Below are 14,556 nucleotides of genomic sequence, written 5' to 3' on the forward strand. Positions count from 1 at the left end.
ATGTTTTACGCCAATTAAAGAATACAGTCCATCCATTAGTTCAACAAATAGCGCATAAATATATCATCTATGTATTTGCCGCCGATACAGAATTCATTCATCAGCCGGCCTTCTTCAATGAAGCCGCATTTCTGATAGAAAGCAAGTGCTCTCTTATTATGGGACAGCACTCTTAAACGGAGCTTCTTCACTTGTTGTTCTTTCGCTAGCTCTTTCACCGAATCCATGAGCATGCTCCCAATTCCCCGCATCTGGTAAGCGGGATGGACGGCGATATGAATCTCCAATACATGCGAGTTGCTCCTCAGTCCAGTCGGTGATCTGAATCCAACATAGCCGACAACACGAGTGTCCATAACCGCAATAATCTGGCTCCCTGGCGGGCAAGCATGCAAATACTGCTCCCTGGATTCCCAATGAACCGGTCCAGGTGCGGTATGCTCGTCCCATACAAGCGCATCCAGATCCATAAGCTGTCTTGCATCTCTTAGATGCGAAAGCCGGACCTCTATTGCCTCCTGGATAATGATCACATGAATCCAACCCTTCTATTCACGCTCTTTCAGCTCGAATGAACCACGCCACTAGCATAAGCGTTTTTTCTTATTCTATCACAGGCTTTTGACAGATTTACAGATGAAATGACAGATAACGCCTTATATTAACACGCATGAAAAAGAGATACCCCCGAAGAAAGATCCGGGAGTATCTCTAATGGTTATGATTACGCCGCTACTGGAGCTGCCACAAGGCCGGTACGTTCGCAGGCTCCCAGCCCGGCAAGGAAGTATGGGCTTGCAGGCATTTATACGTGCTGCCATTATAGGTCACCAGCTGTCCCGTCGTATAAGCTACATTCGCTTGCCAAGGCGTTGCGCCTGGATTTCCTGTTTCCGCCTTCGTCTTCACACTAAGCGCACTGCTTGCCGCAGATAGATTACCGGCAGCGTCCTTCGCCTTCACTGTAAAAGTATACGTGGTGTTTGCCGCAAGGCCGCTGATTGTCGCTGTAGTTCCGGTCACTGACGCTGCCAAAGCCCCTCCGTTGTATACCTCATATCCTGTTACACCTACATTGTCTGTTGAAGCCGTCCAGCTCAGTGAGATACTGGAGGTCGTTTGGGCTGTGGATGACAGATTAGCTGGTACTGTTGGAGCTGTCGTATCGGGAGGCGGTGTCGTGCCGGAAGTCTTCGCAGTTACCGCATTGCTGGCTGCAGATAAGTTGCCGGCAGCGTCCTTCGCTTTCACTGTAAAGGTGTAAGAAGTGTTCGCCGCAAGACCGCTCACACTAGCAGTGGTACCTGTCACCGTTGCTGCCAGGCTAGCACCGTTATAAACGTTATATCCAGTAACACCTACATTATCTGTCGAAGCATTCCATGCAAGCGTTACAGAGCTTGCCGTTACCGCGGTAGAACGAGCATTCGATGGAGCGCTTGGCGCAGTCGTATCCACAGGAGGTGGTGTTGTGCCTCCGGTAGACAGATCGGCTTTCAGCTTGTTCTGAAGTGTCTTGTTACGATCACCGCTCAGCTCCCAGAACATCGCTCCACCAAGCCCTTTGCTCTTGATATAAGCTGTCTTGTGTCCGATGGACTCCACATCATCATAGCTGATGAATCGCTTATTGGTTGCATTGTACAGATAAGGAACCTTCGCTGTATCGTTCCAATAACGTGTATATCCATTCTTGTTAATGTAGTTTGCTTCCAGATCGTAGAAATCAAAGGAGCCTGCCTCCCATGTTCCTACAGATGAACCGCCTGAGCATGCCTGATACTGCCCATTATTCGACTGAGTACATCCATCCCAGCCGCGGCCATAGAAAGGTACACCAAGTACAAGCTTGCTTGCAGGCACACCTGCATCCAAATGTCCCTGCGCTCCTGCTGCCACGTTAAACGTGCTAGCGTCTGGTACGCCTGCGGAAGCTGCTGCCGGGTCATTGTACAGAGGTGCATTATGTGCAGAAATTTTTTGCCACCCGCCATTAAAGTCGTAAGTCATGATGTTGATCCAGTCCACAATCGATGCGATATTTGCCAGCTCCGTATTGGCAGCATAAGTCGGAGAAGCTCCACTTGCGATCGTTAGCAAATAGTCTTTGCCATCCACGGCTTCCGCTGCATTCAGCTTCTCGCGGATCTTGCTAAGCAGCAGGGTGTAGTTCTGTTTGTCCTGAGGGCGCTTGCTGTTGCCGTCCAGACCTCCTGATACCGGGTACTCCCAGTCCAGATCCACACCGTCAAAGTTATACTTGCGCAGGAAATCTACTGCCGAATTGGCAAAAGTCTCTCTTGTGGCCGCAGTTGCCGCGACATCGGAGAAACGGTTAGACCACGTCCAGCCGCCGACAGAGATAATCGTCTTCAGATTCGGATTAATCTGCTTCAGCTTGTTCAGCTGATTGATATTGCCTGCATAAGGCTGATCCCAGACATCACCTGGAAACCGTTTGCCTGTATCAATCCAAGGATCGCCCAGCACAATCGTTCCGTTCGGAACATTGATCGTCTGACTGTTCTCATCCTGACAGCTCCAGGTTGTCGGATTCGGACCCGTCGGGTCCGGGTTACCATGAATACCGTTCCAGCAAATATCAGCAAATGCATAATTGATATGTGTTACTTTGGTTGGATCAATATCCGATACGTTATAAGTTCTGCCATAGGCTGCCCAGGAAGGATAATATCCGACAATCTTATAATTATCAGCAGCTTCCGCTTTATCTGTAGTTAACGCAAGAGAAGGAACAATAATAGATAAGATCATAGACAGGCCAAGAAATAGCTTGGCGGCTCTGGCAAATGCGTTACGGTTACGAAACTTCGGCATTAGTATACGACCTCCTTCGTTGTTTGCGTGCTAAGTCCGTTTAAGAACGGACGATGTGCATTGGAGAACTGGTTGTTCGTATAGGCATCCCAGTTAATAGACCAGGTCATAATGCCTTTAATTCCTGCATACCCTGCAGGTTGACGGAGCGTGTATGAACCGCCGTAGGATACACCCTTAACCAAATAATTCATTGCTTTTTGCAGCTCGGCTGGTGCAGTATAGCCCCCTCCTGCCGCTTGCTGAGAAGCAGGGACACCAATGGCAATCTGATCTGGACGCAGCGGACTGAAGAAGGGCCCCCCGCTTCCGCCTACATTAAATCCTTGCAGCAGCATTTCAGCCATGGCGACGTGGAAATCGGCTGTTCCTTGAGAGTAGGAGCGTCCATCCAGGCCCACCATCGAGCCGCTGTTGTAATGCTGTACATGCAGGAGGGTCAGATCATTACGCAAGGCATGTATTACTGGAAGGTATGCGCCCCATGGACCGCCATAACTCAAATATCCGCCTTGTACGTAAGCTGTTTCAGGTGCAGCGGTCAGAATAAACTCAGTGCCAAAATGGGCTTTAACTGCCTTGACTCCGTTGATTAGATTCACGATCTTAGGGGTTGTTGGATTGCGGAAGTCTGTATCTCCGGCATTAAGAGATAACGAGCTTCCTTCGAGATCAATATCAAGACCGTCAAAGCCATAAGTGGAAATAATCGATTTGAGTGATTCTTCAAACTGCTGACGCTTGGTCGCGTCGGTGAGCTCGATGGTCCCGTTTGCGCCTCCCATGGAGAGAAGGACTTTCTTGCCTTGACTTTGGAGATAAGCAACATCGGATTTGAATTGTTCTATGGTGGAGTTGTACGGTGTAAAAGCGAGCGTTCCGCTGCCATGGGAGACAGGTTCAGCAAAAGAAACATTGATGATGTCATAGGCTGGTGAAACGTCGCGAAGTCGAATGTTAGTAGATCCGTTATCGAAGTTATGCCAGTATCCGATCAGCCATTTGCTGCCGGTTGGCGCAGGACCCGGATTTGTAGATCCTGTAGAGGTGGTTACACTGAGAGGACTGCTTGCAGCGGACAGATTGCCTGCCGCATCTTTGGATTTCACAGTGAAATTATACGTCGTACCGGCGGTTAATCCACTGATTGCGGCTGAGGCCGATGTCGTACTGGCGGTCAGACTGCCATTTCGGTACACTTCATACCCGGTTACGCCCACATTGTCTGTCGAAGCGTTCCAGATCAGCTGAACGGATGTCTCCGTAACGAGTGTTGAAGCGAGTCCGGTTGGAACTGAAGGCGGTGTCGTATCCGGAGCCGGGGTCGGGTTCTCTCCCGATCCATCGCCGATATACTTCCACAGCGCCGGCACATTCGGCGGCTCCCACCCGGTTAGGGCTGTATGAGCCTGAATACATTCATAATTCTTGTTCTGATATGTGACAATATCTCCTTTCTTGTATGCGATCCCTGCCTGCCACTCTGCAGCAGCGTCAGCTCTTGGTGCAAGCCACGGAAGAATGAGAAGAATGACCATAGCGATTGTCATCACACGGCGGAATTGAACAGCCTGATTCAAGCAAAATCCCTCCTGTACTAATTCTATTAATCTTTCGAGCAAAGATAGGGGCTCTATTCGTGCTCATGCGGCCTTACATCGTCACTCCTTTCATTAATTAATCGGACCCTTCCCTTGGACGCTCCATTCTAAGACGGTCCTTCATCCAGAGTTTACAGGGAATTTACAAATCCTCACCTAGTATTTAAACAGCAAACAATAGGGAAGATAAGGGATAAATTATTGCTATAGAGGGTGAAAAATGTGTGATTCCCCGCATAAAAAAGACTGTTTCGTGAAGTCCGGTGGACTCGTCAGAAACAGTCTGATTCGATGGATACAAATGATATATAGCTCAAGAGTTTTATAGAACTGCTGATTCCTCTTGGAGAGCATGTCTACTTGAAGCATTCACTTTGGCATGAATGACAAAAGCGACAATGCTGATTCCTGCTGTAATCGCAGCGAACCAGGCAACGGGAGATAGTCCTCCTGCATCATACATGACTCCCATTGCGTAAGGACCCGCAACCCGTCCAATGGCAGCAATGCCCCCTGATACACCTAAGTAAAATGGAGCTGCCTTTCCTCCATGCTCAGAGATAAACGCTGGTGTAGCAGGCGAGATCAGCATCTCACCAAGCGTAATGAGAATCATCGCCAGAATCATGCCGGGATAATGCTGAAACAGCGCAATAACAGCAAAGCCTGCCGTGTAGAATACGGCGCTTACGATCAGCTGGGCAGACGAAGTCTGCGCAAACCATCTTTTGATAAGTGAGGTAACCGGTTGAGCCACAAAAATAAGGATACCGTTAAGCGTCCATAGCAGGCTGTACGCCTTCTTCTCCATCCCCTCTTCAATAATGAAGGGCGATACCCCCGTGTTCCATATGGAGTTACCGAGTAGGATGAATAGGGAACCCACACTGATAAAAAGGTACAACCGAACGTTGCGAAGCAGATACCAGGTTCTATCCTCCTGCGGCTTCAACTGCTTCTGCTGTGTCGGGACAAATGTCGTTCCCTGCTCCCGGTCAACCCTGCTCAAATACATAAAGAAGTAGCCGCCAAATATAGCTGAAGTGACACCGTTCATAATAAAGCTTAAATGATAGGATATATCGGCGAGGAATCCGCTGAGTGCTGTTCCAAGCGCAACACCGATATTTTGAGCGACATAGATGACGTTGAACAGCTCGCCTCTGCGATCAGCAAAGCGAAAGCCGACAAAGGCTTGAATGGCAGGCAGGGACAAGGAATTGAACAGCCCGATCAAGCCCATCATGACCACAAACAGCCACCATACCTCACTGATCCATGGCAGAGTGAACAGCCCGATGGCATTCAGCAGCAGCGAGCCGACGATCAGCTTCTTCACACCTACTCTATGATATAAGCCTCCGCCGAGAAGCTGGCCGAAGATGCCGCCCAGCGATTGAATCAATATAACAAAGCCAGCGTGTGACATGCTCCGGCCCAGCTCATCAAATACATACATCGTGGTGAGCGGCCACATTAGTGAACTGCCGGTAGCATTTACGAGGCTAGCGATCAAAAATATTTTTACTTCCTTCGGATATTGTTCAAGCCATTTCATGTTCTGTTCTCCCGCGTTGTCATTAACTTCGAATGATTACTTATCTTGCTTGATGACTTGAACCGTTGTTGAGAAGAAGGTAGCCCCTCTGCCCATGTCCGACAATCGGTCCGGCGTTAGCATATTAGCACGCTGCCTGCCTCCCGCTCCTTCCCACCAGAGACCTTGGCTGATGACCGTCCCGGGAAGCATGGTTTCACCTACCTTGGCTGTTAACTGATAGGTTCCCCGGTCATTATATACAACGACCTGATCTCCCTCCTCAATGCCTCTCTCCTCTGCATCTCGCGGATGGATATGCAGCATCGGATGCTTCTCCATCTTCTGATGCTTTTCTACATTGGCAAACGTCGAATTCAAGAAGTTATGATTCGGCGGCGAAAGAAACATAAGTGGATACTTGTCTTCCCTTCCTGCCGGATGCTCGCCGTCATATCCCTCATGAAGCGGCGCATAGACAGGCATGGGTGACAAACCGGCCTCGAGCATCACCTCGGAATACAGCTCAATTTTGCCGGAGGGAGTAGGCAGGTGTTCAAGAAAATGTTCATACTCTGACATGTCCAGCTTCACGAAGCGCTGCTCCATAAGCTTAGTCACCGTTACCCCATTCAAGTACGGATTGTCCGGGTAACCCAGCGCTCCCTCGATCATAGACAGCTCCGTTTCACTGAAGGCTGCTTCATCAAACCCCATAGCTCGTCCAAGCAGCGAGAACAGCTCCACATTGCTCTTGGCTTCGCCAAGCGGCGCAATGACCGGCTCCTGGATATGCACATATTGGTGCCACGGCGAGCTGTACAAATCGGTGTTCTCGAAATTAGAGGTGGCCGGAAGCACAATATCCGCATATTTGGCCGTGTCTGTCATGAAGAGATCATGAACCACTGTAAACAGATCCTCCCGTGCAAAGCCCTGCTCTACCCGCTTCGTATCCGGAGCGACCACGAGCGGATTGGAGCAGTATACAAACATCCCTTTAATCGGCCGCTCTTCATCGTGAAGGGCTGCACCGATCTGGTTCATATTAATGCTTCGTGCATCCGGGTTCTCTCTGAGATCAGGGCGCTCTAGTAGGTCGCTGTTTAAGCTGGCATACCCACTGTTCGATCTCGACGCTCCGCCCCCAAGCTTCGCCCAAGCTCCTGTTAGTGCAGGGAGACATGCAACAGCCCGTACATTCATCCCCCCATTATCATGATGCTGAAGACCGTTGCCAATATGGATATAGCCCGCTTTGGCCTGACCATATGTCTCTGCCAGCTTCACAATATCCTCAACCGGAACACCGGTAATAACAGATACCCGCTCTGGTGTATAGGCCTTGACATGCTCGCGAAGCTCTTCGTGACCTACCGTGTATTGCTGCAAGAATGCCTCGTCCACGAGCCCCTTCCCGAACAGCACGTTCATCATCCCGAGCGCAAGTGCAGCATCGGTCCCGGGATACAGCGGGATGAACCAATCCGCCCACTGTGCCGTGCGGTTGCGGTGGACATCAATCACAATGACCTTGGCGCCTGCTTTACGCGCTTTCTCTGCAAGTACTACTTGATGCATGTTCGTGCTGATAATATTTCCGCCCCACACGATAATAACATCAGCATACTCTGTTTCTTCCGGCACCGTCCCTCGGTTCGCACCCATTGTATATTTCCATCCAGTGGTGCCAGCTGCATTACATATGGTCTGTTCCAGCCGACTTGCACCAAGCGCATTAAAGAAGCGCCGATCCATCCCGTCCACGCCGAGAATTCCCATATTTCCATAGAAGCTGTAAGGCAAAATAGCCTCTGCTCCGTACTCCAGCGATATAGCCTTCAAACGTCCTGTAATCTCGCTGATCGCTTCCTCCCAGGTAATCCGCTCAAATTTGCCCTCGCCCTTGAGACCCGTTCTCCGCAGAGGATACCGCAGACGCTTCTCATCATAGATGCGTTCTGTCATGTTTCGGACCTTGTTACAAATGGCGCCCTTCGTAATCGGATGATCCGGGTTGCCTGTTACCTTCACGATTTTGCCTTCCTTCTTATGCAAGAGCAGACCGCAGGTGTCCGGACAATCCAGCGGACAGACGGCAGGAAATATTCCATTCTGTTCATTCATCACGTCTTACTCTCCTTTCCCATGCCACTTCTTATGTTTCAAGTTCGCTCAAACCAGTTCCTTTATCATAATTCCGGATTCCAGAATCGTCAAAGTGTGACAAAAAATAAAAGCAGCTCCCGTCACTGGCGGTAACCGCTAAACATGAGCTGCTTACAAGTATAAATACGACCTCTCGCGCACTTACACCGTATCCTGCTGAATTCATTCTAAGTCGTTACATTTCAATCGAAATATTTTTTTACGCTTGTTTCATCATCTATAGGCAAGGGTAATAAAAATCAAGGCAGTTAGGAGTTAGGAAGACCCCTCCTCCAAGTGCCGTATCATAGACCACTCCCGAAAATTCGTCATGTAAAGGTTTCGTTCCCCCGAACCTAGACATGGCGAATTTTAGTATGATCTTTGGCTCCCTCAGCAAGACTCCTACCTTGCGGCTGTTCATGGAGGTACGCCAAATAGTAGGCACCTGCTACAAACACGGCTCCACCTGTGCCCAGCCAAACCGGAATATAATTAGCCAGGTACATGCTCCAAGAATAATGTCCTTCAAATATCGCAGCGGGTATGAGAAACATGTTGGCGACAACGTGCTGAAACCCAATCGCGACAAACGCTGCTGTCGGAATCCATATCCCCAGCAATTTTCCACTCATCGTATCTGCCGCATAAGACAGCCATACCGCTAGGGCGACAAGCCAGTTACAGCCTATTGCCGAAATAAAGGCCTGCAGGAAGCTGTCCTCCAGCTTATGTCCCGCCATATCCACCACTTGATCCAGATAGATGCCTTCACCTGTGAGTCCCAGCACATGTCCGAAAAAGTAAACAACAAAAAGAGCTCCCGCAAAATTAGTCAACGTGACGAGCACCATATTTCGGATAAGAAGAAGCGTAGAGATTCTCCCTCGCAATCGTGCCAGAGATACAGCCATCATATTGCCTGTCAGAAGCTCTCCTCCGGCGATCAATACCAGCACCAGGCCAATAGGGAAAACAAGCGCCCCGAATCAGATTGGTAATACTACCTCCATTGTAATGCTTTTTCATATTATCGATTGTTAATAAATTCACAATGCAGATGTGCTTGTGCTGGAAGACTATTCTTTACTTACAGATGTGACGATCAGGAGACTTACAATAAAGTCACAAATATTTGACGTGTATGAAAAAAAACCGCCAGAGCATTATGCTCTGACGGTCCGTCATGATCAGCTTACCCTTTTTTAAAGAGCAAGAGAATATTCCCTTTTCTAAACAAGGACCTCTTCCTTCTCCTCTTGAGCCTTAGCATCAACCGGCTTCAGCGCTTTCTGTCCTACACTGTTCAGGAAGTTCCACGGCTTGTTGTAGTGCGGCTGGAAGAAGAAGTCGATAAACGCCAGCTCATCTACAGTCATCTCATTCTGGATGCATACGGACAAGGTGTTAATGGATTGCGTGAGCTCAGCTTCACTCATCAGCTGTGCGCCGACGATTCGGCGGGATTCCTGCTCGAATATCACTTTAATCAGAACCTTCTCCGCCGTAGGCATGAACTCTGGACGATAGCTGTCCTCCAGAGTGACGCTCTCAACCTTAAGACCTGCTGCCGCTGCGCCCGCTTCCGTCAGGCCTGTTCCCGCAATGTTTTGCTCATAAATCTTAATACCTGATGTACCTTGGGTTCCCATATAACGTGTCACAGGAGCCTTTAGGTTACGGGCAACAAGAGTACCCATCCGTACAGCATTGGTCGCAAGAGGAATATAGGACACTTGTCGAGTTGGATTGTAATAGATTGCGCTGCTGTCTCCAGCTGCAAAGACATCGGGATTGCTCGTGCGCATGTAACGGTCCACCAGAATCGCTCCGTTCGGCATCATGTCAACCTGCCCCTTCAAGAGCTCGGTGTTAGGACGGAAGCCAATGCACAGAATGACCAGATCTGTTTCATAAGTGCCTTTATCAGTAACGACTTTGCGGACACTTCCCTCTTCCCCTTCAAAGCGGCTCACCTTCTCACCAAGCACAAGCTGAATGCCTTTGTCTGTGAGGTCAGACTGGATACGGTCGGTAAACTCAGCATCCAGGTATTTGCTTAGGATACGGTCCTCAGCATCAATCAGCGTTACCTCTTTACCATTCATCTGAAACGCTTCTACCAGCTCGATACCGATATAGCCTGCTCCTACAACGGTCACATGACGTGCGTCTTGGGATTTGGCGATAATCGTGTTGGAGTGCTCATAGTTCTTGCACAGAAGCACGTTGTTCAGATCGATCCCATCAAGATTCGGAATAATCGGCCACGATCCTGTGGTCACAATCAGCTTGTCATAAGTGTCCACGAGCTCCTCACCTGTGTTTAAGCTGCGCACTTTGAGCGATTTTGCCTTGGTATCCACTTCGGTTACTTCATGGAGCATATGCATCTTGACGCCCAGCCCCTGCAGCTGTGCAGGTGAAGAATAGAACAATCCATGAGGATCCTTAACGACCCCGCCAACGTATAGTGCAATTCCACAGGATAAGAAGGAAACATTGTCATTGCGTTCATAAACTGTAATTTCGGCATCCGGATAAAGCTTTGCTGTATTAATAATGGCTGCTGTCCCAGCGTGTGTACATCCAATAACGGCTACTTTCATTCTAAAATACCTCCTTAAGGATAGAAAAAAGCGGAATGGCTATGCTGTGAAATAATTCACTACTATATTACTAAAAATGCAGGGCTCTCATTTCGTCAAGCTAAAGTGCTAACTGTAGAATTCCTGCCCTGAAGCATTTCTGCATATTGTTTTGTGATTAATTTCACTATGTCTTATGTCTTTATTATAATGTGACTAATTTCACAATTCAAGCCTAAGTTTAAATTTTTACAAAAAATTTTGTTTATAACGCTGTTAAAGAAAACAAATGAGCCAAAAAACCTTGATTACAAAGGGATCGTTTAGAGTGATTCCTTTCTTTAACATATCTACATTCACTCTGCGTCCATTGGCTATTACAAATTTTAGGAGTAGAATGAGACCTGTTAGCGGATCGGCCGCGAAATACGGTTTATTTTCTTATGAAAGGAGTTGTATGCTATGAAGTTCTCTTGGAAACGGAATTTGTTTGTGCTATGGGTCGGCGTATTTTTTTGCAGCACAGCTTATTCCATCTCCATCCCTTTTTTGCCCATTTTTATGAATACCGAGCTAAATGTCGGAGAAGACTATATCGAACTGTGGGCAGGTGTTGCTTTTGGAATTACCTTTCTCGCCAGTGCACTGATATCCCCTTACTGGGGCTCTCTTGCTGATAAATACGGACGAAAGCCGATGCTGATCCGATCAGGATTTGCACTCGCCTTCCTTTATTTGATCAGCTACTTCGTGCACGATCCTTATGTCTTCATTGCAGTCCGCATCTTTCAGGGTCTGCTCGCTGGCTTCGTGCCGGCTTCCATTGCGCTCGTGGCCACGAACACGCCAGAAGCCAAAACCGGGTATGCTCTCGGGGTCATGTCGACCGCCGGAGCTACAGGCAGCATCATCGGACCCTTAATAGGCGGTGTTGTCAGCCATTACTATGGTAACCGCAACGCTTTTTTATTCTCTGCCCTGATCGTGTTGGTCTCTGCACTCATCGCTACGTTTTTTGTCAAAGAGCATAATTTCAATCGTTCTGCCACCCGTTCAAGAGTACGGGATGATATTAAGCAGGCATCCGCCAATAAACCATTTATGGCGCTGCTCGCCATTATGGCAGTGACGACTTTTTCTGTCATGATTCTGGAGCCGCTTCTCACCGTATACGTCATGGAGATGGGTGTATCTGTAGACGAAGCCTCCCTTACTTCCGGAATTATTTTCTCTTCCGTCGGTATCGCCACTATCATCATGGCTCCAAGGTGGGCCAAGATTGGACAGCGAATCGGCTACTCCAAAATACTCATAATTGGGCTTGTCGGCGGCGGTATCGGTAATATGCTTCAGATTCTTGTAAGCGATTATATCGGCTTCGGCCTGCTTCGGTTTGGCTACGGATTATTTTTTGCCGCTGTGTATCCAACCATTAATGCCCTTATCGTTGAAACGACGGATTCCGCATTTAGAGGAAGGGCCTTCAGCCTTAACCAATCCGCGTCACAGCTCGCGACAATGGCAGGTCCCATTATCGGCGGTCTGCTCGGAAGCCTGATGCCGATCCGCTGGATCTTCGTCCTCAACGGACTTGTGCTTCTCATCGCTGCCTGGATGATCATACGCAGCAGGAGAAGCAATAATTATGCCCTATCCAAATCTTCTTCACCCGTATTTAAACAGGTGGATCGGTATTAGCATTTACAAATCAGCCGTTTCAATTCAACACGATATATGGAAACCCATATCTCTATTTAGACAGCCCGTCATCGCCAGTGAATCATCATTATCGATTCATCGTTGTCGGGCTTTTTTATTATGAATCTGTTGATCTGCAAGATATTAAACCAAAAGGTTGAATATTATCAAACGGTTGTGTATATTTAACTACATGGTTAACAATGAACATACAAACGAACTGGATCAGATCTTCCATGCTTTGGCTGATCCAACACGCAGAAAGATGATAAGGATGATGGCTGACAAAGAACGAACCGTAAGCGAGCTTGCTGAGCCCTTTGATATGTCGCTAGCCGCTATCTCCAAGCATATAAAGGTACTCGAACAGGCACACTTGCTTAATAGGAAGGTTCAAGGGAGAACCCACATCTGTCATCTGGATGGACAGGCCTTATCCAAGGCGACCTCTTGGCTCAGGGTGTACGAACAATTCTGGAATAAACGGTTCGATCTTCTGGAAACAGAGCTGATAAAGGCAAAGAAGGAGGAGCATTAATTTTGAAAAAAGAATCTTCAATAACGACACTTCAAATGACCCGTCAATTCGAGGTTCCTGCCGAACGCGTATTTGATGCATGGCTGAATCCCGAAATGATGAGAAAATGGTTTTTTACTTTGGAAGGAACGAACAAGGTGTGTACGAATGACCCTCGAGCGGGAGGAAGCTGGGAGATCGTGGATCACAGAGGTGGGCAAGACTACCGGGCTATTGGAGAATACCTGGAGATTGAACCCCCGACCAAGATTGCCTTCACCTTCGAAATGCCGCAGTTCAGCGACACGGTTGATACGATCACTGTAGAGATCGAGCCGATGGGCCAGAGCTGTGAGATGCGTTTTACTCAAAATATTGTGGTGCCTCATGAAGAGCAGTGGAATGAATCTGATCTTGCTGCGGCACTTGGCGAATACCATGACGGCACAGAGCATGGCTGGAACCTTATGTTCATGGGCCTGAAACAGCTGCTTGAAGAAGGATTTATCTCTTACAAAGGATAACATACGGTTACCCGCGTGGATTCCCTAAATAACGATTACTGGAGGATTGCAGAATGAAGGTAACGCCCTTGCTAATGTTCCAAGATGGTACGGCTGAGAAGGCAATGAATTATTATACGTCGATTATTGAAGATTCTAGAATTGAGAGCTTAACCCGATACGCTCCCAATGAGCCTGGACAAGAAGGAACGGTAATGCATGCTTCATTCTCGCTCAAAGGACAACAATTCATGTGTATCGACAGCAATATCAAGCATGAATTCACATTTACCCCTGCTTTCTCTATATACATCACTTGTGATACAGAAGAGGAAATCGATGTTCTGCATGCTAAGCTTCGTGAAGGTGGTGCTGATCTCATGCCCCTAGGTAACTACGGGTTCAGCCGCAAATTCGGCTGGCTTGTCGATCAGTTCGGCGTATCCTGGCAGCTCACCTTGCTTTAAGAGCGCATATTGAGCAGGAACTTGTAAGCATGAGCAGTTCAACTGGGAATAATACAAACGAATCATACTAAAAAGAGGCTGTCCCACTGAATCTGGTTTCCCAAGAGCCTATCAACAGTGGGATTGCCTCTTTTTCACCTTCGTATTAAACCATCTTAGAGCAGCTTCTCGATCAGCTGGGTCATCTCCTCCGGAGATTGCTTCGGCTCGAAGCGCTCAGCCACCTGTCCATCCCGGTCAATGACAAACTTCGTGAAGTTCCACTGGATATCACTGGTCTCGTTAGCACCAGGCTTCTGCTCTTTGAGGTATTGGAACAATGGATGTGCGTTCTCTCCATTCACCTCTACTTTTGCAAAGACCGGAAAGTTCACACCATAATTGATCTGACAGAACTCCTCAGCTTCCCCACTGGTTCCCGGCTCCTGTCCGCCAAACTGATTACAAGGAAATGCAAGTACAACAAGACCTTGATCCTTGTAATGATCATAGAGCTGCTGAAGCTCACCATATTGTGGCGTTAGCCCGCATTTGCTCGCTGTATTCGCGATTATCAGCACTTTCCCGGTGTACATATCAAGAGGGACCTCCTGATTGGCGGTCGTGACTGCAGTGTGATCATATACTGACATATCTAACTCCTCCTTCTTATTCTCAAT

Annotated in this window: 11 protein-coding genes and 1 pseudogene; 4 read left to right on the forward strand and 8 right to left on the reverse strand. The window is 48.2% G+C overall.

Features of this window, described 5'->3' with window-relative positions:
• Positions 1-35: 35 nt before the first annotated feature.
• The 7 genes and pseudogenes from BM415_RS19505 to BM415_RS19535 all read right to left on the reverse strand — a co-directional run bounded on the left by BM415_RS19505 (position 36) and on the right by BM415_RS19535 (position 10,733).
• Complete coding sequence (locus BM415_RS19505; protein WP_244533600.1) at positions 36-533, reverse strand: GNAT family N-acetyltransferase; 498 nt, start codon at positions 531-533, stop codon at positions 36-38.
• A gap of 199 nt (positions 534-732) precedes the next feature.
• On the reverse strand, positions 733-2,838 hold the full coding sequence (locus BM415_RS19510; protein WP_091160877.1) for a glycosyl hydrolase family 18 protein: 2,106 nt from the start codon (positions 2,836-2,838) through the stop codon (positions 733-735).
• Complete coding sequence (locus BM415_RS19515) at positions 2,838-4,418, reverse strand: carbohydrate-binding protein (protein ID WP_311286714.1); 1,581 nt, start codon at positions 4,416-4,418, stop codon at positions 2,838-2,840. The genes BM415_RS19510 and BM415_RS19515 overlap by 1 nt, the downstream gene beginning before the upstream one ends.
• Before the next feature lie 343 nt (positions 4,419-4,761).
• Positions 4,762-5,997: an MFS transporter gene (locus BM415_RS19520; RefSeq protein ID WP_091160879.1), complete on the reverse strand. Its 1,236-nt coding sequence runs from the start codon at positions 5,995-5,997 to the stop codon at positions 4,762-4,764.
• A 36-nt stretch (positions 5,998-6,033) separates the two neighbouring features.
• Entirely contained in the window at positions 6,034-8,103 is a 2,070-nt protein-coding gene (locus BM415_RS19525; protein ID WP_091160880.1) for a molybdopterin-containing oxidoreductase family protein, read from the reverse strand.
• 377 nt (positions 8,104-8,480) lie between these two features.
• Positions 8,481-9,132: pseudogene (locus BM415_RS19530) on the reverse strand (formate/nitrite transporter family protein); the annotation flags it as partial.
• Between the two features lie 224 nt (positions 9,133-9,356).
• Positions 9,357-10,733, reverse strand: a complete 1,377-nt coding sequence (locus BM415_RS19535) for an FAD-dependent oxidoreductase (protein WP_091160882.1) — start codon at positions 10,731-10,733, stop codon at positions 9,357-9,359.
• 441 nt (positions 10,734-11,174) lie between these two features.
• Between BM415_RS19535 and BM415_RS19540 the strand changes: the two genes are divergently transcribed.
• From BM415_RS19540 to BM415_RS19555, 4 genes are all read left to right on the forward strand, one after another.
• Positions 11,175-12,410 (forward strand): MFS transporter, encoded by a 1,236-nt coding sequence (locus BM415_RS19540; protein WP_091160884.1) that lies wholly within the window; start codon positions 11,175-11,177, stop codon positions 12,408-12,410.
• A 193-nt stretch (positions 12,411-12,603) separates the two neighbouring features.
• The gene (locus tag BM415_RS19545) at positions 12,604-12,948 is read left to right on the forward strand and encodes an ArsR/SmtB family transcription factor (RefSeq protein WP_091160885.1); all 345 of its coding nucleotides are present in this window, start codon (positions 12,604-12,606) and stop codon (positions 12,946-12,948) included.
• Between the two features lie 35 nt (positions 12,949-12,983).
• Positions 12,984-13,451 (forward strand): SRPBCC family protein, encoded by a 468-nt coding sequence (locus tag BM415_RS19550; protein ID WP_091160954.1) that lies wholly within the window; start codon positions 12,984-12,986, stop codon positions 13,449-13,451.
• 53 nt (positions 13,452-13,504) lie between these two features.
• Positions 13,505-13,897, forward strand: a complete 393-nt coding sequence (locus BM415_RS19555; RefSeq protein ID WP_091160887.1) for a VOC family protein — start codon at positions 13,505-13,507, stop codon at positions 13,895-13,897.
• A gap of 155 nt (positions 13,898-14,052) precedes the next feature.
• On the opposite strand, the gene BM415_RS19560 is transcribed toward BM415_RS19555, so the two are convergent.
• On the reverse strand, positions 14,053-14,529 hold the full coding sequence (locus BM415_RS19560) for a glutathione peroxidase (RefSeq protein WP_091160889.1): 477 nt from the start codon (positions 14,527-14,529) through the stop codon (positions 14,053-14,055).
• Between the last annotated feature and the right edge of the window lie 27 nt (positions 14,530-14,556).

The organism is Paenibacillus sp. 453mf, from assembly GCF_900116105.1.
Taxonomy (GTDB): Bacteria; Bacillota; Bacilli; order Paenibacillales; family Paenibacillaceae; genus Paenibacillus; species Paenibacillus provencensis.

Coding starts and splice junctions, on each gene's coding strand:
- BM415_RS19510 (WP_091160877.1), bottom strand. CDS start 2,838: ATGCCGAAGTTTCGTAACCGTAACGCATTTGCCAGAGCCGCCAAGCTA.
- BM415_RS19520 (WP_091160879.1), bottom strand. CDS start 5,997: ATGAAATGGCTTGAACAATATCCGAAGGAAGTAAAAATATTTTTGATC.
- BM415_RS19525 (WP_091160880.1), bottom strand. CDS start 8,103: ATGAATGAACAGAATGGAATATTTCCTGCCGTCTGTCCGCTGGATTGT.
- BM415_RS19535 (WP_091160882.1), bottom strand. CDS start 10,733: ATGAAAGTAGCCGTTATTGGATGTACACACGCTGGGACAGCAGCCATT.
- BM415_RS19540 (WP_091160884.1), top strand. CDS start 11,175: ATGAAGTTCTCTTGGAAACGGAATTTGTTTGTGCTATGGGTCGGCGTA.
- BM415_RS19545 (WP_091160885.1), top strand. CDS start 12,604: ATGGTTAACAATGAACATACAAACGAACTGGATCAGATCTTCCATGCT.
- BM415_RS19550 (WP_091160954.1), top strand. CDS start 12,984: ATGACCCGTCAATTCGAGGTTCCTGCCGAACGCGTATTTGATGCATGG.
- BM415_RS19555 (WP_091160887.1), top strand. CDS start 13,505: ATGAAGGTAACGCCCTTGCTAATGTTCCAAGATGGTACGGCTGAGAAG.
- BM415_RS19560 (WP_091160889.1), bottom strand. CDS start 14,529: ATGTCAGTATATGATCACACTGCAGTCACGACCGCCAATCAGGAGGTC.